This is a genomic window from uncultured Halomonas sp., assembly GCF_947501415.1.
In the GTDB taxonomy this organism is placed as follows: domain Bacteria; phylum Pseudomonadota; class Gammaproteobacteria; order Pseudomonadales; family Halomonadaceae; genus Halomonas.
The window spans coordinates 44,125-67,467 of sequence record NZ_CANMVL010000013.1; the positions used below are offsets into that span (position 1 = coordinate 44,125).

The window sequence follows — 23,343 nt, forward strand, 5'->3', positions numbered from 1 at the left end:
CCATTACGTTAGTACACCATCGTTCTACATCATCCTGCCGACGGGTCAATGTCCGCCCATCAGCTTCTCGACGGCCTCGGGGTCGTAATGCACCGCATAACGATCGACGATGGTGGCACTCGCCTCGTTGAGGCCGACCAGCTCCACCTCGGTACCCTCGCGGCGGAACTTGATCACGATGCGGTCCAGGGCCTGGACGGCGGTAATGTCCCAGAAATGCGCGCGTGACAAATCGATGGTGACCTTCTTCACGGTCTCCTTGAGGTCGAAGGCACTGCCGAAACGCTCGGAGGAGGCGAAAAACACCTGACCCACCACCCTGTAGACACGATGACCCTCCTCGGGGGTCTCGGCGCCAACGTAGAGGATATTGCCCACCTTGTTGGCGAAGTTCATGGCGGCGAGCAGCACACCGACGAAGACACCGATCGCCAGGTTATGGGTGCCTACCGTCACGCCCACCGTGGCCAGCATGACCATGTTGGTGCTCATGGGATGCTTCTTGAGGTCCTTGATGGAGCTCCAGCTGAAGGTGCCGATGGAGACCATGATCATCACCGCGACCAGGGCGGCCATGGGGATCTGCGAGACCCAGTCGGCGAGGAACACCACCATCAGCAGCAGCACGACCCCGGCGATCAGGGTAGAGAGGCGCGTCCGCCCTCCCGACTTGATGTTGATCACCGACTGGCCAATCATCGCGCAGCCCGCCATGCCGCCGATCAGGCCGGTGCCGATATTGGCCAGGCCCTGCCCCTTGCACTCACGGTTCTTGTCGCTGGGCGTATCGGTCAGGTCGTCGACGATGGTGGCGGTCATCATCGACTCCAGCAGGCCCACCACGGTGAGCATGATCGAGTACGGCAGGATGATCATCAGCGTCTCGAGATTCAGCGGCACCTCGGGCCACAGGAAGACCGGCAGGGTATCGGGCAGCTCGCCCATGTCGCCGACGGTGCGAATCTCCATGCCGGTGAGCAGGTAGACCGCGGTGAGCACCAGGATGCAGACCAGTGGCGAGGGGACCGACTTGCCGATCTTCGGCAGATAGGGGAAGCCGTAGATGATCGCCAGTCCCATTGCGGTCATGGCATACACATGCCATGTCACCCCCGTCAGTTCCGGCAGCTGGGCCATGAAGATCAGGATCGCCAGGGCATTGACGAAACCGGTTACCACCGAGCGCGACACGAAGCGCATCAGATCGGCCAGGCGCAGATAGCCGGCGATGATCTGCAAGACCCCGGTGAGCAGGGTGGCGGCCAGCAGGTACTGCAGGCCATGCTCCTTGACCAGGGTGACCATCAGCAGTGCCATCGCCCCGGTGGCCGCCGAGATCATGCCAGGCCGCCCTCCGGCGAAGGCGATGATCACCGCCATGGAGAAGGACGCATAGAGTCCCACCTTGGGGTCGACCCCGGCGATGATCGAGAAGGCGATCGCCTCGGGGATCAGCGCCAGGGCAACGACGATTCCCGACAGGGTGTCGCCCTTGAGATTGGAGAACCAGCTCTGTTTCATCTTTTCGTACATGCTGCGGTCCAGTCAGGAGTGATTGGAAGGCCATGAGGCGTCAGGGGACGTGCCGTGGGCATGCCTCCCTGCCTCATTCGAGCGTCAGGGATGGGCACGCCGGGTGGACACCGGAGCGCCCGGGAATCACGCAGGGGGAAGGGAGTGAGCTAGGGCGGCGAAGCCAGCCCTGCCGGACGCATCAGATTGTGCTGGAGCATCATCAGACGAAGGTCCAGTGCTTGTGTAAGGTCCAGTGTTTGCGTGAGACAGGGCGCGGATTCTAGCAGAGCCCATGTTGCACTGCATCCCGAGTGCGCTGGCGCCGCTCGACCCGTCGATCGACCAGCCCCTTGAGCAGCAGGCTACCGAGTACCAGGGAGCCACCGGCAAACGCCGCCGGCGACGGGCGCTCGCCGAGCAGCCACCATACCCAGAGCGTGCCGACCACGACCTCCAGCAGCATCAGCAGCCCCACCTCGGCGGCGGGCAGGTAGAGCGGGCCACGCTGGAGCAGGGTGAAACCCAGAGGCAGCAGCCCAAGGCAGAGCACCAGCAGCCACGCCAGGGTCGTGCCGGCGGGCAGCGTGATGCCCGGGCCTGAGACGCCGTAGAGCACCGCGGTGGCCGCCACGATCACTCCCGCCAGGGTCAGCATGGGGCTCATGTCGACATCCTGGCGCGTCCGGCAGAGGGTAAAGTTGGCCGCCATCGCCGTGGCGGCAAGCAGCGCAAAGGCGTTGCCGCGCCAGGAGCCGACACCCGCGTCGTCCAGGGCGATCAGGGCAATACCTACCAGGCAGGCCAGGATAGCCAGCCAGGTACGCCGCGGCAGGCGCTCATGGAGAAAGACGCGGGAGAGCAGTGCGGCGATCAGCGGTGCCCCGGCGAGGATCATCAGCACGTTGCCGGCACGGGTGTACTGGTTGCCCAACACGAAGCCGAATGTGGAGAGGCTGAACAGCAGTGCCACGCCGATACCGGTCCAGCCACATCGCCGATAGGCCGCCGCCGCTCCCCGTCCGTGGCGAGCGAGCACAATGGCGAGAAAACCGAGGGCGGTAAGTAGTCCCCGCCACACCAGGATCTCGGCGTCCGGCAGGCCGATCAGCTTGATCAGCAGCGCATCGGGGGAAATCAACAGGACCCCGCCACCGGTCATCAACAGCCCCTGCTGGCGGCGATTCAGATGGGATAGTGTCAAGGCAACCTCATGGACAATACGGGCGCCTCAGCATGCCACGGCCAGCCGGCCGTGGCACGGGGTCAGGCGGAATCACCGTTGCCGTCGGATGCCCGACCGGAGGCGCCCTCCCGAGCCGTCGCTGACGCCTGCATATGCTTGAAGGCCTCCATGATATCCATGGGCAGCGGGAAGACGATGGTGGAGGCGTTCTTGTTGCTCATGTCGCTCATGGTCTGCAGATAGCGCAGCTGTAGCGCCGCCGAGTTCTCGGCCATGACGTTGGCGGCCTGCACCAGCTTGCGCGAGGCCTGCAGCTCGCCCTCGGCGTGAATCACCTTGGCGCGACGCTCCCGCTCGGCTTCGGCCTGGCGGGCAATGGCGCGGATCATGCTCTCGTCGAGATCGACATGCTTGATCTCCACGTTGGCCACCTTGATGCCCCAGCTTTCGGCAGAGGTGTCGATGATCTCCTGAATATCATCGTTGAGCTTGTCGCGCTCGGAGAGCATCTCGTCGAGGTCGTGCTTGCCAAGCACCGAGCGCAGGGTGGTCTGGGCCAGCTGGCTGGTGGCGAGGGTGTAGTTCTCGACCTGGATGATCGCCCTCTCGGGGTCCACTACACGAAAATAGAGCACGGCGTTGACCTTTACGGTGACGTTGTCCCGGGAGATCACATCCTGTTCGGGCACATCCATGGTGACCACCCGCAGATCGACCACCTGCATCTTCTGGATGCCCGGAATGATGATGATCAGCCCAGGCCCCTTGACCGCCTGGAAGCGTCCCAGGAAGAACACCACGCCGCGTTTGTACTCGGGCAGGATGCGAATCGAGGCCGCCAGCAGCATGATAAGCAGAACGACCGGGACGAGATAGGAAAGCAGCATGGTGTCGGCTCCTTGGTTGGGCCGGACGATGCGGATCATCGACCGTGCCGGACAAGCCTCAGGGCAATGAGGCCAGCGGTTCGACCTCCAGGGTCAGCCCGTCAACCGCGGTGACGCGGACCGACTGCCCGCGGGCGAGCGGCGTGGGACTGCGTGCCCGCCAGCGTTCACCCATCAGGCGTACGTGGCCCTGGCCGGTGAAGTTCTCGAGGACCAGCGCCTCGCTGCCGACCAGCTCCTCATGGCCGGTACGCGGCGGACGACGCCGCAGGCCGAGGAAGCGAGTCACGACCCATAGCATCAGGCCTGCCGCGAGCAGCGCGATGCCACCGATCATCGGCAGCGAGATGTTCAGAGTGTCCGCGTCCATCAGTATCACCGATCCGATCACGAAGGCGACGATGCCGCCGAAGCCGAGAATGCCGAAACTGGGCATCAGTGCTTCGCCCACGATCAGCCCCATTCCCACCAGGATCAGCGCCAGGCCGGCGTAGTTCACCGGCAGCACCTGGAAGGCGAACAGCGCCAGCAGCAGGCAGATGATACCGATGGTGCCCGGCACCAGGCTGCCGGGGTTGGAGAGTTCGAAGATCAGGCCATAGAAGCCAATGATCATCAGGAAGTAGGCGACATTGGGGTTGGTGATCACGGTCAGCAGCTCGGTGCGCCAATCCGGATCGAAGCGTTCGACGACCAGGTCCGCGGTGGCAAGGGTGCGCTCCCCGTTATTCATCACCACCGTGCGACCGTCGAGCTGGGCGAGCAGGTCATCGAGGTTTCGAGCCACCACGTCGATGACATTCTGCTCAAGCGCCTCCCGGGCGGTAAGATTGACCGCCTCGCGCACCGCCTGCTCGGCCCAGTCGGCGTTGCGGTCGTGGCGCTCGGCCAGCGAGCGGATATAGGAGACGGCATCCTCCAGCACCTTGCGCTCCATCGCCGTCTCGCCGCGACGCTTGTCCGGCGCCCCCTGTGCGGTCTCGCCTGGCATCGACTCGCCCTCGTCAGGCGTGGTCTCAGCCGCATCGCCGTCGCGTTCCGCGGTGTCGGCGGAGCCGTTCGATTCGGGTTCAGGCTCACCCAGGCCCGGTAGCCCGCCCCCGCCTAACTGCACCGGCGTCGCCGAGCCCAGATGAGTGGCCGGCGCCATGGCAGCGACGTGGCTGGCATAGAGCAGATAGGTACCGGCACTGGCCGCCCGAGCCCCCGCCGGCGTGACGTAGAAGGCCACCGGCACCTCGGAGGTGAGCATGGCGCGGATCATGTCGCGCATGGCGGCATCGAGCCCCCCGGGGGTATCCATCTCCACCACGACCAGCTCGGCATCGGCCTCGGCGGCACGCACCAGGCCGCGTCGAAAGTAATCGCTGGTGGCCGGCCCGATGGCACCCTCCAGGCGCATCACCATCGCAGTGCGCTCGCCCTGCTGGGCCTTCACGGCGGCCTGGCCGAGCAGCAGCAACATCCCAAGGGCCAGGCAGGCGAGGCTGAAAATCATCGCCGGATGCCGAGAGGGCGACACTCGCCACGCTTGCATGGAAACCTCCTGCGGAGGGCTGATGCCTCGAGATGCGCCACAGCGAAATAATTCAACATCTACCGATATCAAGCATAGCAGGACACCCTACTGCATGCGCCGAGCACCCGAGCCCTGATCGTCGCCATCGCCTTGCCCCTTCAGTCCGCTCTCCAGGCACCTGCAGCAGCAACGCCCCCGAACTCGACAAGCTATTTCAACGCGGTAACTGGCGCCAAGCCCCGCTCGCTGGCAGCATACTCGTCCATGACCACTACCCCTTACGGCGACGGACGAGGTTACAGGACTCGACGCCTTGGCTGGCTGAGCCACCCCCTGACATCTCCGCTACTCACGTTGCGCGGCCGCCTGCTGCTCGGCGCAGGTACACTGTGGGCGGTGCTCTGCGTGACACTGTTGACATACGGCTGGCAAGCGGGTCAATTGCTGGTGGATGAGACCAACCGTCAGCATCTGCGTTATGAGGCCGAGCTGATACGCAACTCCATCGTCCACCAGGTCAGCGAGCGCCTGCAGGCCCTGGAACGCCTCGCCCAGCATATCCCCGAGCCGACCGATCGCGCCCTCGCCACGCCCCAGGTCCATGCCCTGGTACCCTACTTCGAGGCCCTGGCACTGTTCGACTTAGAGAGTCGGATCACGGATGCCTGGCCCACCCGCAATGGAATAGTGGGGGCCCGCTTCCCCGACCGGGACTATGCGCGCTTCATGCACGCCTTCCAGCAGCCCCACGTCAGCGCTCCCTTCGTGAGCCGAATCAGCGACCAGCCCATGGTGATGATGCTGGTGCCGCTGCATGATGCCGAGGGGCGCTACACAGGCTTCCTGGGTGGGTTAGTCAATATCGACCAGAGTCGGCTCTTCAAGGGCTTCGAGAGCCTGCGCCTTGGCGAACGCGGGCATGTCACCATCACTACCGCAGCCGGCCAGCGCCTCTATCATCCCAAGCAACGCCAGGCTATCGTCGAGTTGCCCGACACCCTCCCCCCGGCACTCGACCGGGCCCTCCATGGCTGGCAGGGGGAGGCCGAGGAGACCACCATCAGCGGTGAGCCTGCGCTGGTGGCTTACCGTCAGGTCTGGCCGGCGGACTGGATCGTCGGCGTGCATCTCCCCAAGGTTCAGGCCGAGGCGCCCTTGGTTGCCGGCATGCGTCGGATCACGCAGCTGGCCTGGTGGGCGCTATTGATGGTGCTGCCGATGGTCGGCCTCCTGATCTGGCTGGCACTGCGCCCGCTGACCCGGCTGGCCAGGCAGGTTCTTGAGCTTCGCGACGGACAACGCCACCGGCTCGAGATCCCCACCCGAATGCCGGAGCTGCGTCGGGTTATCGATACCCTCAACGAGACCGAGCAGGCCCGCATGGCTAGCTTGCAGGACCTTACCCGTCGCAGTGCCATGCTAAATGCCACGCTGGCGGCCTCTCCTCAGGGCATGTTCGTTACCGACCCTCAGGGTCGGCTGACCTTCCTCAATGAGGCACTCCACGAGACCCTCGGCTCTTCCGTGCCGCAGACGCTTGAGAGCTGGGCCGACCGCATCCATCCCGAGGAGCGCGACCCGGTGCGAGAGGCCTGGCGACAGAGCCTTGCCGAACAGCAGGACTTCATGCGCCAGTTCCGTTTCGTGGATCACGAGGGCAGGCAGCGCTGGCTGGATATTCACACAAGTACGATACAGGTGGAGGGAGAGTTTATCGGCGTCGCCGGAGTCGTTCGCGATATTACCCAGCATCGCCGCGATGACGCGCTACGCCGCTGGGAGGCGGAGCACGACCCGTTGACCCGACTCCTCAACCGACGCGGTCTGACACGCCGGCTGGAAGAGGCACTGGTGGATTGGCAGAAGACTGGTGATCAAACGGCGGTACTGCTCTTCGATCTCGACCACTTCAAGCCGATCAATGATCAGGGCGGTCACGCCCTGGGGGACCGCATGCTGCAACGCGTCGCCGAAACGATGCGAGGCGTGGCACGCAACAGCGATCATGCGGCACGCCAGGGTGGCGACGAATTCGCCGTGCTGCTGACGGGCTGCCGCCTCGACCAGGCATTGACCCTCGCCGAGGTGTTGCGGGAGCGAATCGCCTCTCTCTCGATCGAACACCAGGAGCATCGTTGGCAGGTCACCGCCAGTATCGGCATTTCCTGCTTCCAACCGGGCGACAGAAACATCGATGCCGTGCTCGCCCGGGCCGATGCCGCCAGCTATCGCGCCAAGCAGAGCGGTCGCAATCGCGTCATTACCGACGAGGAGGTGCCCCAGTCTGGCACCGGCTAGCCGGTACTGAATCTCGGACCCAGCAACAGGGATTGCGCCCAAGATCCAGCCGGCTGTCCGGTGCCAGGAGAGAGCCGCCAGCGGAGGGGATCACAGATCGTGAGACTCGCCGGCGAAGCGGCGCTGCACCTCGACCATATAGGCCGCAAGCGAGGTCAACGCTTCGCTCCCCCAACCCAGCGGCTCGGCCTCCATGGGGGCGACCATGCAGACCTGCACCATCTCGTCGGCGTGAACCTCGGGCATGCCGAACCGGCTATCGGCCATGGCCACTCGATGGGGGAAGGGCTGCTCGAAGGTAGCCTGATAACCGACATCCTCGCCATCGCTGCCATGACAACTGGCACAGGCCAGGCCGTTGCTGCTCAGGGAGTCGTCGTAGTAGAGCGCCTCACCCTGGGCCAGCAGGCTGGCATCGTTGGCGCCATCCTCGCTGTAAACTGGCGTATAGCCTTCCGGCCGTTTAACGGCCTCCCTGCTATCGGCTTTAGCAGCTTCGGCTTCACCCTCTGCCTCACCTTCTCCTTCACCCTCTGCCTCTCCTTCGGCCTCCCCCTCAGATTGCGCCTCTGCCTCTGCTTCCGCTTGCGCCTCGCCCTCCACCTCACCCTGGGCCTCGGCATGGGCGCTGGAGAGGAACAGTGAGAGAGTGCTCGGGCCAGAGTCGCTGCTCTCATTCTCCATGGTGGCCTGCAGTGAGACGCCCGCCGCCGCCAGCACCAGCACGGGGGCCGTGCAGGCCAGCTGCCGACCCAGGCGACCCAGCAGCCGGTGTCTCTTGTCGTTATCGTGTGACATGGTGCTTCTCCTCGATGGTTGCCCACAGGGTCATTGCCCACAGGGACAAGGGATATTGATACTCTCCCGATGACGTTCGTCGCCATGGGGACCGCCACCCTTAGGCGATACGTCTTGGTAGGAGCCGACCCGGCGAACCTTACGGCTAAAGGCTGTAAGGATCTCTGCTTCGCCACGACACTCCTGACAGATCGATATCATTCCAGCGAGGAGGCCCATGACAGGGACCACGAGCGAAGCGAGACCCACCGAGACACGGGACGCACAGAGAGAATGCCTGGCCGAGGCGCTGGTCAGGCAGGGCTATCGGGAGGCGATACGTGAGCTGCGACCGATGGCCGATACCGGGCTGGCCCATCACCACGTCTGGCTCATTCGTGACGGCGACGACTGGGTGGCACGGCTCCCCAAGCAGAGCCAGCTGGGCCTTGCGGCAGGCGCCAACCTGGACTATCAGGCCGCCTGCTTCGAACGCGCCGGCCCCTCCGGCCACACGCCATCCCTGCAGGGCGTGCTCACCCCATCGACAACGCTGCCTCGAGGCGGCCTGCTGGTGGATGCCGTACACGGGCGGCCGGCTCGACTGCCCGACGACCTGCCGGCGATCGCCGAGGCACTCGCCGCCCTGCATGGGCTGCCGTTGCCGCCCGCCGAAGCACGTGCCCCGCTGCTGGCACCGGCCGATCCCTGGGCCGCCATGCGCGACGAGGTGACGACCCAGGCCGAGTTCCTCGACCAGGCCGGACTGTCTGCCGAGGTGGTGACGATGGTGCGAGAGGAGCTGGGCTCCCTGCCGAGTGAACTTGAACGCGGCGAGGCGTCGAGACCCCGGCTGATCAGCTTCGACGCGCACCCGGGCAACTTCCTGATCAATGCCGAGGGTCGCGCCGTGCTGGTCGACCTGGAGAAGTGCCGCTACGGGCTCCCCGGCTTCGACCTGGCCCACGCCAGCCTCTATACCTCCACCACCTGGGACCCCAACAGCCATGCCGTGCTCGGCATCGGCGAACTGGCCGACTTCCACCACCGCTGGATGAGCCGTACCGGCATCGGCGAGCTCGATACCCTGCTCACCTGCCGCCGTGCCATGTGGCTATGGTCGCTGACCTGGTGCGCCAAATGGCGTGCCAGTCATGATCGCACCCGAGACGCCGGGGCCCGCGGCGAGGACTGGTCTGCCGAGCTCAGCGATGACGCGCTGATCGCCCATGTGCGCGACAGGGTCAACCACTACCTCTCCCCCGCCGTCATCGACCATGTCCGGCGCGAGTTCGACGCGCTGTCCACTGCCCTCTCGCACGCTCTGGAACAGGATGCCTGACCATGCTCCAATATCGCCCCGCCCGCCTGACCACCGCGCTGACCTGCGTTTCTCTCGGCCTGGCGTCGGCCACACCGCTGGCGGCCAGCCCCAATCTCGATGACTGGCAGGCCGTGCGCGAGCAGGCTCGTGGCCAGACGGTCTACTGGAACGCCTGGGGCGGCGACACACGCACCAATGGCTATATCGCCTGGGTCGCCGAGCGGATGGCCGAGGACCACGGCGTCGAGGTCGTGCACGTCAAGCTGGATGACACCAGCACCGCAGTCTCACGGGTCATCGCGGAGAAGGCGGCGAACAATCTGGGCGATGGCAGCATCGATCTGATCTGGCTCAACGGCGAGAATTTCGCCGCCATGCGCGAGCACGAGCTGCTGTATGGCCCCTTCACCGAGGCGCTGCCCAACTTCGCCCTGACGCGCCCTGCCGACAACCCCGAGGTGATCACCGACTTCACCCTGCCCACCGAGGGCTTCGAGTCACCCTGGGGCAAGGCGCAGATCACCTTTTACTATGACAGCCATGAGCTTCGCGGGGATAGCGACGAGCTCCGCGGAGACAGCCAGGAGGTGGAGAATCCCCCTGGCAGCATCGAGGCGCTGCTCGACTGGAGCCGCGCCAACCCCGGGCGCTTCAGCTACCCACGCATTCCCGACTTCACCGGCAGCACCTTTCTCAAGCAGGCGCTGATCGCCCTGGCCGACGATCGCCAGCCCCTCTATGCGCCGGTGGAGGAGAGCGACTTCGCCACGATTACCGCCCCGCTATGGGACTACCTGGATGCCCTGCACCCGCATCTGTGGCGGGGCGGGCGACAGTTCCCCAACTCGGGGCCGGAACTGCGCAGCCTGATGGGGGCCGGCGAACTCTCCCTGGCGTTTACCTTCTACCCCTCGGAACCGGCCGCCGCGGTCGCCGACTTCGAACTGCCCGCCAGCACCCGCAGCTATGTGCTCAACGACGGCACCCTGGGGAACGTCCACTTCGTGGCGATTCCCTTCAACTCGCCAAACAAGGCGGGTGCCCTGGTGCTTGCCGACTTCCTGCTTTCTCCCGAGGCCCAGGCCCACAAGCAGGATCTCGCCGTCTGGGGCGATCGCACGGTGCTCGACGTGGCCCACCTGGACGACGCCACCCGCCGACGGTTCACCATCGATGCGGACAGTCCCGCCATGCTCCCCCCCGAGGCCCTGTCGAGGACCCTGCCCGAGCCCCACCCCAGCTGGATGACGGCCCTGCAGGAGGCGTGGCAAGCGCGTTACGTCGCACAGTGAGGCAACCCACACAGGAATTCGGGAGGCAGCGGACGCCATGCTGCTGCGCCTGATGCCAACGGTGGTGCTCGCCTTGCTGGCCGGGCCCATCCTGGCCGGGGTGGCGATGGTGCTGCTACCGGCTTTCGGCCATCTGCCCGCACTGGGCGGCGAGACGTTCAGCCTGGCCCCCTGGCGCGAGTTGCTGGACCAGCCGGGGCTGGCACGCTCGGTGAGCATCAGCCTGGCCAGCGGCCTGATCACCACCGCCCTATCACTGGCCGCGGTGCTGCTGTTCCTGGCCGCGGCCGCCGACACCCGGCTCGACCGCTGGCTGCACCGCGCGGTGTCACCGCTGCTGGCGCTGCCCCATGCCGCGGCGGCCTTCGGCCTGGCGTTCCTGGTCGCTCCCTCGGGGCTGCTGGCGCGGCTGTTCTCGCCGGGGCTGACCGGCTGGGAGCGGCCGCCGGACCTGCTGATCGTTCAGGATCCCTGGGGCCTCGGCCTGATGGCCGGCCTGGTCATCAAGGAGATCCCCTTCCTGATGCTGATGAGCCTGGCGGCTCTCCCCCAGCTCGACGCCCCAAGACGAGTGGCCCTGGCCCGCTCACTGGGCTATCGGCCCACCATCGCCTGGCTAAAGGGAGTCGCCCCGGCGCTCTACCCGCTAATTCGCCTGCCGGTCTACGCGGTGATCGCCTTCGCCAGCTCCGTGGTGGATGTCGCGATGATCCTGGGGCCGACCCTGCCACCGACACTGGCCGTCTCGATTCTCGAGTGGTTCCACGACCCCGACCTGGAGAAACGCTTCCTGGCCTCGGCCGGCGCCATGCTTCAACTGGGGGTCACGCTTACGGCTCTGCTTGTCTGGTGGGGACTGGAGTGCCTGGCAAGGCGACTGGGCCGAGGCTGGGTGGTGAACGGCCGGCGACGCGGCGGCGAGCACTGGCTAAGCCTCACCGGCCGCGGTTTTCTGGTCATCACCACGCTCACCGCCGGGCTGGGGCTAGGTGGCCTGGCGCTCTACTCCGTCGCCGGCTTCTGGCGCTTTCCCGAGACCCTGCCGACCACATTGACCCTGGGGCACTGGCAGACCGCGCTTCCCTTGCTGGGCGGCCCCGTGACCAATACCCTGATCATCGCGGCAAGCGCCACCCTGCTCGCCATGCTGCTGACCCTGGCGACACTGGAGAGTGAACAACGTAGCGGCCGGCGCATCGCCGGCCTGAGCCTGCTCTATCTGCCGCTGATCGTGCCCCAGATCGCCTTCCTGTTTGGCCTGGTGGTGCTGATGGAGACCCTGGGAATCCGCGCCCGGCTGGCCCTGGTGATCCTTGCGCACCTGCTGTTCGTGTTGCCATATACCTTCCTGTCGATGGCCGAGAGCTATCGCTGCTTCGATCCGCGCTGGACGCGGCTCGCCCTGACCCTGGGCCACTCCCCCAACGCCATCTTCTGGCGGGTGAGACTGCCCATGCTGCTGGCGTCACTGCTGACCGCCGCCGCGGTGGGCATGGCGGTCAGCATCGGGCAGTATCTGCCCACCCTGCTGCTGGGTGCCGGACGCATTGCCACCGTCACCACCGAGGCGGTATCCCTGGCCAGCGGCGGCAACCGTCGCGTGATCGGCGTCTGGGCACTGGTTCAGGCCGCACTGCCGCTGCTGGGTTTCATCATCGCCATGGGCCTGCCCCGGCTGCTGTGGTCAAACCGTCGTGGCATGCAAGGAGCACCTTGAAGATGACATCCCACACCCTGATCCTCGACGAAGTGCGGCTCGCCCTGGGGGGGCGGACGCTGATGGAGATCGATGCCGTCATCGGCCCCGGCGAGGTGCTGACCGTGATGGGCCCCTCGGGCGCCGGCAAGTCGACGCTGCTGGCCATGATCGCCGGATTCCTCGATCCCGCCTTCGAGGCTCGGGGGCGGGTATGGCTGGGGGCGCGCGAGATCACCGCCCTGCCCGCCGAGACCCGCGGCATCGGCCTGCTGTTCCAGGACCCCCTGCTGTTTCCTCATCTCACGGTGGCTGGCAACCTGCGCTTCGGCATGCCCCGTGGAGTAAAACACAGGACCGCTCGCATCGAGCAGGCTCTGGAGGAGGTGGGCCTCGCGGGCTTCGGCCCCCGTGACCCGGCCACCCTCTCCGGTGGCCAGCAGGCGCGCATCGCGCTGCTGCGCCTGCTGCTCTCCGAGCCGGCCGCGGCGCTGCTCGACGAGCCCTTCTCGAGGCTCGACCGCCAGCTGCGTCACGAGGTGCGCCAGCTGGTCTTCGACCGGCTGCGACGCGCCGGCCTACCCAGCCTGTTGGTGACCCACGACCACGAGGATGCCGAGAACGCCGGCGGGCCGGTGATCACTCTCGGCTGACTGGCTTGCCCTCCGGCTGTGGCTTCGGCCGGCGGAAGGGTTGGGTAAGCATATGGCCCAGGCGCAGTTCGCGGGGGTCCCGGAAGACTTCGAGGCCGATCGTCATGCCTAGGTGCCCCTCCTCAGGCTGAGCGCGATAGGTACCGAACAGGCGGTCCCACCAGGAGAGGTTGAAGCTGAAGTTGCTGTCGGTCTCATGTTGACGCCAGGAGTGGTGAACCCGATGCATGTCAGGCGTCACCACCAGCCAGCGCAGCCAACGGTCGAGCCGCAGCGATAGGCGCACATTGGCATGGTTGAACAGCGAGCTGGCGTTGAGGATCACCTCGAAGAGCAGCACCGCCACCGCCGGCGCCCCCAGCGCCAGCACCACCACGACCTTGAGCAGCATCGAGATCAGGATCTCCAGAGGGTGAAAGCGTAGACCCGTGGTGACATCGATCTCCGGATCGGCGTGGTGCATCCGGTGCAATCGCCATAGCCAGGGTACGGCGTGGAAGAGGCGATGCTGGAAATAGATGACGACATCCAGGGCCAGCACACAGAGCGGCACCGACAGCCACCAGGGCACCCCCAGCCAGGGCATCACCCCCCAGCCATGGGGCGCGATGGCCAGCGCCACGCCCACCGCCGCCAACGGAAAGACCAGACGCAGCGCCAGGGTGTCGACCACCACGATCAGCAGGTTGGCGGGCCAGCGACGCCGCCGGGACACTCGCTGCTGGCGACGCGAGGCCACCAGCTCCCAGCTGGCCATCGCCAGCAGCACGCCGGCGAAGGCCACCAACCGCAGCCAGGGCTCATGTTGCAGCAGGCCCTCAGGCATCAAGCGACTCCTTGCATCGACCATTGACCGGTTCGCGTTCTCCGCGCCGCCAGGCAAAGTAGCGCGCCAGCCACCCCAGCAGGCGCTCCGGTTTATGGGCATGCTTCCACACCCCGGCGGTGGCCTTCACCGCTTCACTGCGGGTGGGGTACGGGTGGATGGTGGAGAGCAGACGGTTGAGGCCGATCCCGCGGGTCATCGCCAGGGTGAAGGTCGCCAGCATCTCTCCGGCCTCGGCACCGACGATGGTAGCCCCCAGGATGCGGTCGCTACCGGGGCGAGTCAGCACCTTGACGAACCCCCGGGCCTCATCTTCGGCCAGGGCGCGATCCAGCTCACCCAGCGAATAGCGGGTTACCTCGACATCGAGGCTCCTGGCGCTAGCCTCGCGCTCATTGAGCCCGACCCGCGCGATCTCCGGTGAGGTAAAGGTGACCGCCGGCAACGCCTGGTAGCTGACCCGAAAGCGCCTGACCTCTCCGAACAGGGCATTGACGCTGGCGTGCCAGGCCTGATGGGCACCGGCATGCGTCAGCTGGTAGGGCCCCACCACATCGCCACAGGCCCAGACATTCGGCAGCACGCTACGCAGCGTCTCGTCCACCTCCAGGGTGCCGTTCTGCCGGGTATCGACTCCCAGCGCCTCGAGGCCCATGCCGCTCACATTGGCTTCGCGGCCCACGGCCACCAGCAGATGGGTTAGAGGCTGACGTGAGATGTTGCCATCAGTATCGGCCACCTCGAGGGCATGACTCTCGCCGTCGGCGACGAGGCGCAGCGCCCGGTGCCCCAGCAGCAGCTGCACCCCCTCCTCCTCCATGGCGGCCTCAAGTTCCCTGGCCACCTCGGCATCCTCGCGGGGCAGGAGCTGATCGGCAGACTCCACCAGAGTCACCCGGCTGCCCAGCATGGCAAGACTCTGCCCCAGCTCACAGCCAATCGGCCCCCCCCCCAGCACCACCAGGCGCTCGGGCAGCGTATCGAGCTGCCACAGATTATCGGATGTCAGCACCTTCACCGTCTCGATGCCGGGCAGCTCGGGCACCCGCGGTCGCGCACCACTGGCGATGATCACATGTCGTGTGGTCAGGGTACGCTCCCCCTCGGGCGTCTCCACCCTGACTTCCCAGGGGCTCGTCAGCCGCGCATCGCCCTCGAGCACATCCACACCCAGGCCACGATAACGCTCGGGACTGTCGTGGGGCTCGATGCTCTCGATGGCGCCCCGAACATGGGTCATCACCGCCGCAAAATCCACGCTGGGTTCCGCTACCCGGACGCCATAGCGCGCCGCTCGCCTTATCTCCCGGACCGAGCGTGCCGCGCGAATCAGCGCCTTGGAGGGCACGCAGCCGGTATTGAGGCAATCGCCCCCCATCCGCTCCCGCTCCACCAGGGTCACTCGAGCGCGCACGGCGGCGCCGATGTAACTGGCCACCAGCCCCGCCGCGCCCGCGCCGATCACCACGATGTCACGGTCGAACCTGCACGGACGCCCGTAGCGATGGACCAGGGCACGGCGCCGAACCAGCGCCACCATGCCCCTGGCAAGCCAGGGAAAGAGTCCGATCAGCACGAAGGAGAGCAGCAACGAGGGTGACAGGATATCGCCCAGTGACTCCAGGTCGGCCAGCTCACTGCCGGCATTCACGAACACCACGGTGCCCGGCAGCATGCCCAGCTGACTGACCCAGTAGAAGGTGGTCAGCCGCATGCGCGTCAGGCCCACCACCAGGTTGATCACGAAGAAGGGAAACAGCGGAATCAAGCGCAGGGTAAAGAGGTAGAGGGCACCCTCGCGTCGAATACCGGCATTGATGCGCTCCAGCTGGTGGGCATAGCGCCGCTCCAGTGGTGCGCGCAGCAGGGTGCGCGCGATCAGGGCCGCCAGGGTCGCCCCGATGGTACTGGCAAAGGAGACCAGCAGCAGCCCCCAGCCCAGGCCGAACAGGGTACCGCTGAGCACCGTCATCAGGGCCGCCCCCGGCAGGGAGAGCGCCGCCATCGCGACATAGAGAAGGAAGAAGCCACCGATCACCGTTACCGGCTCTCGCGACAGCCAGGCATGAAAGCGCGCCTGCTCGGCCTGCAGTACCTCCAGGGTCAGGTAATCATTGGCGCCGGAGAGAAAGAACGCCACCACCAGGACGACGATCAGCGCGAGCAACAGCAGTCGACGTGAACGCATCGGGCCTCCTCGGGCCTGAAAGGACAAGAGAATAAAGGAAAGGCGAGAAACAAAAACCTGAAATTGAGTCGTCGGTGGTACGGTATCCTTACGCTTCACTCCCATGAAGGCCATGGAGACGATGCCCAGTCCACCCCTGAGCCTGATCATTCCCGTGCTGAATGAGGCCGCAACGATCACGACCACCCTGCGCGGGCTTGCCCCCCTGCGCCAAGGTGGCACGGAGGTGATCGTGGTCGATGGCGGCAGCCGGGATGGTACCCCTGAACTGGCCCGGCCTCACTGCCAGGAGGTGATCGACGCCCCCGGCGGGCGAGCACGACAGATGAACCGCGGGGCAGAGGCGGCCTGTGGCAAGATCCTGCTCTTTCTGCATGCGGACACTCATCTGCCCGACAGTGCCGATCACCATATCCGTCAGGCACTCTCCCGGGAGCGCTGCTGGGGGAGGTTCGACATCCGCCTGGAGGGTAATAGCCGACTGCTGCCGATGGTGGCACGCGCCATGAACCTGCGCTCGCGACTGACCGGTATCGCTACCGGCGACCAGGCGCTGTTCATGACGCGCGCCGCCTTCGAGGCCGTAGGGGGCTTTCCCGACCAGCCACTGATGGAGGATATCGCCATCAGTCGTCGCCTCGGGCGACTCTCTCCCCCGGCCTGCCTGCACTCGAGAGTGACCAGTTCCGGTCGCCGCTGGGACAGTCAGGGCCCCTGGCGCACCATCTGGTTGATGTGGCGACTGCGCTGGCGATACTGGCGAGGAGCCCCACCCGAGACACTGGCCAGGGAGTATCGACATGTGCGTTGAAGGGATAGCCGGCAGGGTCAGGCTCACCATCATGGCCAAGGCCCCGATTCCCGGAAGCGTCAAGACACGCCTGATGCCGGGCTGCGGTGCCGAAGAGGCCGCCCGGATCCATGCGGACCTGCTGCGCCACACCCTGGCCGTGGCCTGTGCGGCCCTGCCGGCGAAGCGGATCACGCTGTGGACGGCCCTCGAGCATGAGCACCCGCTGTTTCTCGAGCTGGCGACGAAACATGGCATCGCCCGGCATGCACAGAACGAAGGCGACCTGGGGGAGCGCATGCGATTCGCGCTGACGCCGGGGCCGGCGATGGTCATCGGCAGCGACTGCCCGACACTGACGCCCGAACTGCTGCACACCTGTATCCAGGCACTGGCGACTCACGACGCCGTCTGCCTGCCGGCAGAAGATGGGGGCTATGCACTGCTCGGCCTTCACGAGGTCCATCCCAGCCTTTTCACCGATATCGACTGGGGTAGCGAGCGCGTCATGACCCAGACCCGCCAGCGGCTGGATGCCCTGGGCTGGCGCCTGGCCTGCCCGGCCACCGTCTGGGACGTCGACCGCCCCGATGACCTGAGGCGCTGGCGACAGGCTTCCCGCAGCCCTTACACCACCTCACTTTCTCCATCGGATGACGCCCAGTGAAGCCGATGAGGGTCGAACCCTGCGCCGAGACCCGGCTTGATGATCTGGAAATAGGGCGACAGGTCGAAATCGCGAGGCGTAAACAGGCTGAAGTGTCGGCGGCGGAAGACGCGGCGACGACATTCGGCGCAGCGCTTCTCGTCCCTCAGCCACTCCTCGATGGGAAGAATGGGGTAGTTGATAAACTGGAACGCTTCGGCAAGCAGCGTCGAACAGATTGCACGGGTCGGGTCACCACTACCCAGTGCCAGCATCCCACGCCGCCAGGGGACGGGCACCGGTGGGAGCGGCATCAGGTAGCGTGCCAGGTCGAAGATATTACGCAGATCATAGCGATGACCGACACGCTGCGTTGCATGTTCGATCAGTTGCTGGATGTCGTTATCGGCGAGGCCAACGGGGCGGCAGATTCGCAAGGGATAGCCACTGAACTCATCGTAACCGACCAGACGGACCCCCTCGGCTAGATCCGCCTCGACGAAGGCGGTTCCGGGGTAGCCCCCGGCGCGTAGCGCCGCCTCAGGGCCGACAAACAAGGCCGCATGGGACCAGGAGGACTGGGTCAGGTACTTGATGACGGTGCTCAAGCGTGAAGACCCCTCGATCAGCAGGACATCGCCGGGAAGCAGGCAGCTCCATACCTCGCCAACCGTCGCCGACTGGGGCCGATGCCACGGCCTGGGCCTCGACAGCCAGCAACTAATGCGATAGCCACACCTCTCCAGGGCTTTCATCTCCCCCTCCACACCGGCCTCTATGGATCAGTATCGTCCAGTACGCTAGTTTTTTGTCGCTCGAGACAACGTAGGCTTACACTCATCGTGAAGGAGGCTTGCAAGCAGAGCGTGGTGCCGCCGATGAGAGTCTGGTGACGAAATCCTGTAATGGTTCCCACGGTTCGGCGACGAAAGGGGCGCACCAGGACTTCCTGCGCTGCTCTCCCCAGATACTGGAGACAACCCTTATGGAAGACCCGGCCGCGAGCGGGGGTGACAGGCTTGCCAAGCAACGATCGATACGCCTGGAACGCCTTTCATCGATCAGACCCAAGCTGGTCTCTTTCGCCAGGATGCATCTGCGCGACAATGCCATGGCAGAGGATGCCGTTCAGGAAGCCCTGATGGCGGCCATCGAGAAGGATGCCACCTTCGCGGGTCGTTCCGGCTATGACACCTGGGTGTTTGGAATATTGAAGTACAAGATTCTCGACATCATGCGCTACCAGAAGCGCCAGGGACGCCTGCAGCCTCTCGATGACGAGGAGAGTGATGAGGTCATCGATCGACAGTTTCGAAAAAACGGGCGCTGGGAAGCCCATTCTCGTCCGGCAAGCTGGGGGGATCCTGACGCCGTCATCGAAAGCCAGCACTTCTGGAGGGTGTTCGACGCCTGCATGATCGCACTGCCGGAAAACACTGCCCGGGTCTTCTCGCTGCGCGAGCTGATGGGGCTCTCTACCGAGGAGATCTGTGGGCTGCTCGAGATTCGAGAAAGCAACTGCTGGGTGATTCTGCACCGTGCACGGCTACGTCTACGCCAATGTATCGAGAAAGGCTGGTTGGAAGGAGAAACCGCATGATGATGTGCAAAGAGGCCTCTCGGCTGATGTCACTCAAGCACGAACGCAGCCTTACCTTTCAGGAAAGGATGTCGCTTCGGTTCCATCTGTCGATGTGCGGCGCCTGCAGGCAGTGTGACAGGCAGTTCAGGCTACTTCATGAGGCCTGCAGGGGCTACGGGATTGACCATGAGGTGGATCCGTAGACGACGGGCGCTGACGGCCCACCGGTGCCTCACTCCTCTGTCTTCACCGGCCTTCCGCCTGCGCCATCACCGGCATCGCCACGAACATGCTCATTGCCGCCCCGATCAGATACTTTCTCATGACACTTTTCTCCTGCAAATGAGTCCCCAGGCTGTCCGAGGCCCTCACGTATAACAGGAACACGTACGTATCGTTTCAGGCCTGTTATCTCGACAGCAATATGATATTAAACTCACATTGGAGGTGTGCGAAATCCTGACCCGTCACGATAGATCCATGAAACCTCTCACCTTCCGCAAGGCATCGCTCCCATGCAATACGCTTGGCGAGTCTTTATCCTCCATGGCCTGCCGGCGCCAATGACGCAGCGTGGAGGGATGCACACCGAAATCGGCGGGCAGTTTCACTCCGAGCTGCTGTGCCAAAACTCGAAGCAACGCCATATGGTGCACGGTGTGGCTGGTCAGAAAGGCCAACTCACGGGCCAGGCTGGTGGTCAACAAGAGAGCTTCACCCTCTTCATCGATCGGGTATTTCAACTGCAGTGGCGTGGAGGCGTGCTCGCCTAGCATGGTCAGCCTTGCACGAATCTGGCCCAGCCACTCTAGGGCCACGGCCGGTTCCTGCTCCAGCTCGGACTCCCGGACGCGCGCTTCATAGTCGATACAAGAGCCATCGATTCCCTCCAGCAGCGCCCGATAGTGATCCAGGATATGGCGTACATGACGCCCCAGGGTCTGCCGACCCTCGGCATCGAAGCCATGTCGATACGCTAGCGGAGTGATCTCCAGCAGCAAGGTCTCCAGCTGGTGAAGGCTACAGCGATTCTCCTCGACCAGTCTATCGACTCTATCGACACAGTCTCGCAAGTGGGTCTCGTTCATGTGCCCTCCTCTCGGTTACCGAGGGATATCGATACCACGCCGGCCCGGAAGGCCGGCGCAGCGGTTGCTCGACATCAATAGGTGCCTTCCCCCTCGGCTTCTGCCTCTCCTTCCCCTTCGGCTTCCGCCTCTCCTTCCCCTTCGGCTTCCGCCTCTCCTTCCGCTTCAGCTTCCGCCTCTCCTTCGACTTCGGCCTCACCCTGCGCCTTATCCATGGCGTGCGCGCCAGCCTCGGCACCCGCTTCCGCACCGCCTTCGGCATGGGCCTCGGCAAGCATCAGCGGCGCCTCCTGGCCACTGGTATAGACGGCCTCATCGGGCTCTGCGGCCACCGCCTGCATGGCGGCACCGCTGGCAACCAGTGCCAGGGCAGGTGCCGCATGGCCCAACCGACGACCAAGCCGTGCGATCAGGGTCCGGCGTTGCTTATCAATCTCAGTCATGACATGACCTCCATCGTGGTTGCAGTAGCAGGCCAGCAATGCGCCTGCCATCGAGTGACGAAGCGTGTAAGTGACGCCTCGCCATGCTGGACCGCCAGGCGGCCCAACGACTCATGCCTCGATCGACGCCTTGCCGGCCGAGGTGACACCTGACTGGAGAAGCATGGCGAAAAGTCCTGAACCATCCTCGGAAAGGCACACTATTTGCCGCGACACCCCCTCGAGCCACGAATCGAGGCGTGCCATCAGGTCGGCCGAGGGCACGCCACCTTCACATGAGTGGCAACGCGGCAGCAGCGCCGCCAGAGCATCGAGTCGAGTCTGCGGCAGGAGCCCGGCGGAGGCGTCATCCTGGTTCGTTTTCAGCGTCACCAGGCGCAGCGACGTGGCCCCCTGTTCCGCGCTGCCATCATCCGACATCTTCCCGCGGCCGGTGAAGGGAAGCCCCAGGGGCTCGACATGCACGGTGTCGTCCTGCAATGTCAGCCTAACACCACGGCTCAGCGCCTCTCCCAACGAAGACGTCAGGGCCTCGCGACAGGACTCATCATCGACGGCCAGCAACATCATCTCCCCGGGCCGTGGCTGCCAACAGGCCACGTCAAGCACCGGCTCGCCGGAGCGTGCGGCCAGCCTCAGCAGCAGGGTGGAGAGCGCCGGCACCACCTCCGCCAGCGTCAGGCGACTCGACACCAGACGACTGCCCTCGGCCAGCGCATAGCCGGCGGGGGCCGCAAGCAGCGAGAGCCACGGCAGCTGCCCCGCCTCCTCCGGTGGCAGGGGTTCGAGCCCTACACCGAACGCCTCGACCAGGCGCTGTTCGATCGCGGCATCGGCGATCCGCAGCGCCCAGGCTCGGCCATCATGGCGAAGCTTCACGGCAGCCGGCTCGGCATCAGCGGCAACCTCCGTCTGTGCCGTCTCGCTTCGAGCCGAGGGGGCCTGTACAACCGCCTCTGTCTGGCAGAGCAGCCCATCACGACACCACTCCCCCAGGGTTTGCCACACCTGGCGACGCAGTGCCATGGGCTCGGGCGGTTCGGTACTGGCGGACCGCAAGGCTTCGGCGATGGCATCGGGGTCAAGCCCCTCGGTCGCCAACAGCCAGATCAGCGCCGCGGCATCATTGGGACGATAGAGCCTTCCGGTGTCGGCGGCGTAAAGGGCCAGGCTGTCGGCCTCATGCAGCTCGATGACCCGGCGTCGAGCCAGGCGTGGACGGGGCATGGCACGCCCGACCAGCGCCTCGGCGAGCGTCATATCCGCCAGCGATGGCAGCGAAAAGAAAGGCAGGTAGCGCTCGGGGCTCGCCGAGGGCAGCAGTCGCTTGAAACCACCGGCGCGTGACGCCTCGGCACGGGCCTCGGCAAGCAGCGCCGAGGGTGAGTCAGTCTCCGGCTCCGGCGGAGCCTCACCGGCAATACCCACCAGCCGCAGCATGTCACGCACCAGCTCCCCCTTGATGCGCTCCTCGGCGATACCGCCATCCTCGGGCGCCGCGCAGGTGCCCAGCGACGGGCTCAGGTTGCACTCCAGTATCCACGGCTTGAGGTCATCATCGATCATGCAGTCGAGACCCAGCAGCTCGTAGCCGCCGCGCGGATCGGCACCCGCCTCGGCGGTGCGGCGGCGCAGGGCATCCACACCGGAGATGGCGGTCAGGGTTACCAGATCCCCGATCTTCGCGAAGAGGGCCTCGTCGTCGTGGCCCTGGTCACGCAGCCAGCCGCGATAACGCGCGAGATCGATAAACTCCACCGGCACCTCGACACGCGTGTTCAGGGCGTTGATATCGGGATTAGTGAGCTGGCTGTAGGGGTTGTCGGCGTCGTCGGGATCCCACGGTTCGGAAGCCAGCTTGGCGAACCCCTGATGGTAGAGATAGAGCCTCAACGGGGTCAGTGAGCTGATCAACACATAGAGACGCAGTACATACTTGTGCCCGCGGATGGTGTGGGGGCGATCCAGATACTCCTGGACCAGCCAGTTCGGGCTGGGAGGGGCCTCGGCGGCGTCACGCAGCACCCTCACCCCCTTGCCCTTGGAGGCATTGGTGGGCTTGAGAATCCAGCGTCTTTCCGGCTCCGCCAGGGCCGCCCGCTGCAGGGCATGATAGTCATGGGGCATTACCCAGGTGTGGGGAAAGAAGTTCAGGCGTGACAGCAGAGGATGCCCCTTGTTGTCACCCACGCCTTCACCGACTCTCGCCTTCATGCTGGAAAGGCTCTCATGCAGGCGACTCTTGACCGTCAAGGCGGCATTGCCGGGAAAGTGATTGAGCTTGCGGTGCGCCGACACCCGACGAAACTGACTCGGCGCCGGCATGCCGGTCACCCAACCCGCATCCCAGGTCGTCTCGTCGCCCTCCACCCATCCCTGGGTCTCGAGAGCTTCGCGAAAGAAGCGATCCTGCTCGGCGGCGCGCTGGCCACTCAACCAGAAGTGCCGGGTCGTGGAGTGCTGGGGCATGCTCGGGTCTCCTCTGCACCAGTCGGTAGTCCTGGATTGCTGCTGACTTGGTCGTGGCGAATTCACACTCCTTACAGGAATAGCAACACGATCGCTGGCTGTCGCCTTCGAGGGATGAGGTCTTCGCAAGAGAGTCGCCGTGCATCGGGTCGATATACCCATTGGGA

20 protein-coding genes are annotated in these 23,343 nt (G+C 65.2%); 9 read left to right on the plus strand and 11 right to left on the minus strand.

The window, feature by feature from the left end; genetic code table 11:
- Positions 1-45: 45 nt before the first annotated feature.
- The 4 genes from Q0894_RS10645 to Q0894_RS10660 form a co-directional block, all read right to left on the minus strand.
- On the minus strand, positions 46-1,533 hold the full coding sequence (locus Q0894_RS10645) for a SulP family inorganic anion transporter (RefSeq protein WP_299234956.1): 1,488 nt from the start codon (positions 1,531-1,533) through the stop codon (positions 46-48).
- A 262-nt stretch (positions 1,534-1,795) separates the two neighbouring features.
- Positions 1,796-2,674: a DMT family transporter gene (locus Q0894_RS10650; RefSeq protein WP_132043127.1), complete on the minus strand. Its 879-nt coding sequence runs from the start codon at positions 2,672-2,674 to the stop codon at positions 1,796-1,798.
- A 104-nt stretch (positions 2,675-2,778) separates the two neighbouring features.
- The gene (locus tag Q0894_RS10655) at positions 2,779-3,585 is read right to left on the minus strand and encodes a slipin family protein (RefSeq protein ID WP_132043000.1); all 807 of its coding nucleotides are present in this window, start codon (positions 3,583-3,585) and stop codon (positions 2,779-2,781) included.
- 58 nt (positions 3,586-3,643) lie between these two features.
- A complete protein-coding gene (locus tag Q0894_RS10660) occupies positions 3,644-5,122 on the minus strand; it encodes a nodulation protein NfeD (protein WP_299234981.1) in 1,479 nt (492 codons plus the stop codon).
- A 246-nt stretch (positions 5,123-5,368) separates the two neighbouring features.
- Here Q0894_RS10660 and Q0894_RS10665 point away from each other — a divergent pair, with 246 nt between their 5' ends.
- A complete protein-coding gene (locus tag Q0894_RS10665; protein WP_132042996.1) occupies positions 5,369-7,402 on the plus strand; it encodes a diguanylate cyclase in 2,034 nt (677 codons plus the stop codon).
- Positions 7,403-7,492: 90 nt separating this feature from the next.
- Here the strand turns inward: Q0894_RS10665 and Q0894_RS10670 are convergent, their stop codons facing one another.
- Entirely contained in the window at positions 7,493-8,200 is a 708-nt protein-coding gene (locus Q0894_RS10670; protein ID WP_132042994.1) for a hypothetical protein, read from the minus strand.
- A 217-nt stretch (positions 8,201-8,417) separates the two neighbouring features.
- Here Q0894_RS10670 and Q0894_RS10675 point away from each other — a divergent pair, with 217 nt between their 5' ends.
- The 4 genes from Q0894_RS10675 to Q0894_RS10690 are packed head-to-tail and all read left to right on the plus strand — an operon-like array spanning position 8,418 to position 13,144.
- Positions 8,418-9,521 (plus strand): phosphotransferase, encoded by a 1,104-nt coding sequence (locus Q0894_RS10675; protein ID WP_132042993.1) that lies wholly within the window; start codon positions 8,418-8,420, stop codon positions 9,519-9,521.
- A gap of 2 nt (positions 9,522-9,523) precedes the next feature.
- Positions 9,524-10,795, plus strand: coding sequence for an ABC transporter substrate-binding protein (locus Q0894_RS10680; RefSeq protein WP_132042991.1), 1,272 nt, complete (start codon positions 9,524-9,526; stop codon positions 10,793-10,795).
- 37 nt (positions 10,796-10,832) lie between these two features.
- The gene (locus Q0894_RS10685) at positions 10,833-12,512 is read left to right on the plus strand and encodes an ABC transporter permease subunit (protein ID WP_299234998.1); all 1,680 of its coding nucleotides are present in this window, start codon (positions 10,833-10,835) and stop codon (positions 12,510-12,512) included.
- A gap of 2 nt (positions 12,513-12,514) precedes the next feature.
- A complete protein-coding gene (locus Q0894_RS10690) occupies positions 12,515-13,144 on the plus strand; it encodes an ATP-binding cassette domain-containing protein (RefSeq protein ID WP_132042989.1) in 630 nt (209 codons plus the stop codon).
- Here Q0894_RS10690 and Q0894_RS10695 read toward each other — a convergent pair.
- Both Q0894_RS10695 and Q0894_RS10700 read right to left on the minus strand, forming a co-directional pair.
- Positions 13,131-13,970, minus strand: a complete 840-nt coding sequence (locus Q0894_RS10695; protein WP_132042987.1) for a sterol desaturase family protein — start codon at positions 13,968-13,970, stop codon at positions 13,131-13,133. The genes Q0894_RS10690 and Q0894_RS10695 overlap by 14 nt on opposite strands.
- Positions 13,963-16,158 carry a bifunctional TVP38/TMEM64 family protein/FAD-dependent oxidoreductase gene (locus Q0894_RS10700; protein WP_132042985.1) on the minus strand — a complete coding sequence of 732 codons (2,196 nt, stop codon included), beginning with the start codon at positions 16,156-16,158 and terminating at the stop codon, positions 13,963-13,965. The genes Q0894_RS10695 and Q0894_RS10700 overlap by 8 nt, the downstream gene beginning before the upstream one ends.
- Before the next feature lie 121 nt (positions 16,159-16,279).
- Between Q0894_RS10700 and Q0894_RS10705 the strand changes: the two genes are divergently transcribed.
- Complete coding sequence (locus Q0894_RS10705) at positions 16,280-16,969, plus strand: TIGR04283 family arsenosugar biosynthesis glycosyltransferase (protein WP_205741912.1); 690 nt, start codon at positions 16,280-16,282, stop codon at positions 16,967-16,969.
- 31 nt (positions 16,970-17,000) lie between these two features.
- Entirely contained in the window at positions 17,001-17,615 is a 615-nt protein-coding gene (locus Q0894_RS10710) for a TIGR04282 family arsenosugar biosynthesis glycosyltransferase (protein WP_299235009.1), read from the plus strand.
- Here Q0894_RS10710 and Q0894_RS10715 read toward each other — a convergent pair.
- Positions 17,576-18,349 carry a lipo-like protein gene (locus Q0894_RS10715; RefSeq protein ID WP_132042979.1) on the minus strand — a complete coding sequence of 258 codons (774 nt, stop codon included), beginning with the start codon at positions 18,347-18,349 and terminating at the stop codon, positions 17,576-17,578. The genes Q0894_RS10710 and Q0894_RS10715 overlap by 40 nt on opposite strands.
- Positions 18,350-18,579: 230 nt before the next feature.
- Here Q0894_RS10715 and Q0894_RS10720 point away from each other — a divergent pair, with 230 nt between their 5' ends.
- On the plus strand, positions 18,580-19,194 hold the full coding sequence (locus Q0894_RS10720) for a sigma-70 family RNA polymerase sigma factor (RefSeq protein ID WP_132042977.1): 615 nt from the start codon (positions 18,580-18,582) through the stop codon (positions 19,192-19,194).
- A gap of 2 nt (positions 19,195-19,196) precedes the next feature.
- Entirely contained in the window at positions 19,197-19,379 is a 183-nt protein-coding gene (locus Q0894_RS10725; RefSeq protein WP_272922936.1) for a zf-HC2 domain-containing protein, read from the plus strand.
- A gap of 264 nt (positions 19,380-19,643) precedes the next feature.
- Here the strand turns inward: Q0894_RS10725 and Q0894_RS10730 are convergent, their stop codons facing one another.
- The 3 genes from Q0894_RS10730 to Q0894_RS10740 form a co-directional block, all read right to left on the minus strand.
- Positions 19,644-20,264 carry a DinB family protein gene (locus Q0894_RS10730; protein ID WP_299235015.1) on the minus strand — a complete coding sequence of 207 codons (621 nt, stop codon included), beginning with the start codon at positions 20,262-20,264 and terminating at the stop codon, positions 19,644-19,646.
- Between the two features lie 74 nt (positions 20,265-20,338).
- Complete coding sequence (locus Q0894_RS10735) at positions 20,339-20,707, minus strand: hypothetical protein (RefSeq protein WP_299235017.1); 369 nt, start codon at positions 20,705-20,707, stop codon at positions 20,339-20,341.
- 111 nt (positions 20,708-20,818) lie between these two features.
- A complete protein-coding gene (locus Q0894_RS10740; protein WP_299235020.1) occupies positions 20,819-23,176 on the minus strand; it encodes a hypothetical protein in 2,358 nt (785 codons plus the stop codon).
- Between the last annotated feature and the right edge of the window lie 167 nt (positions 23,177-23,343).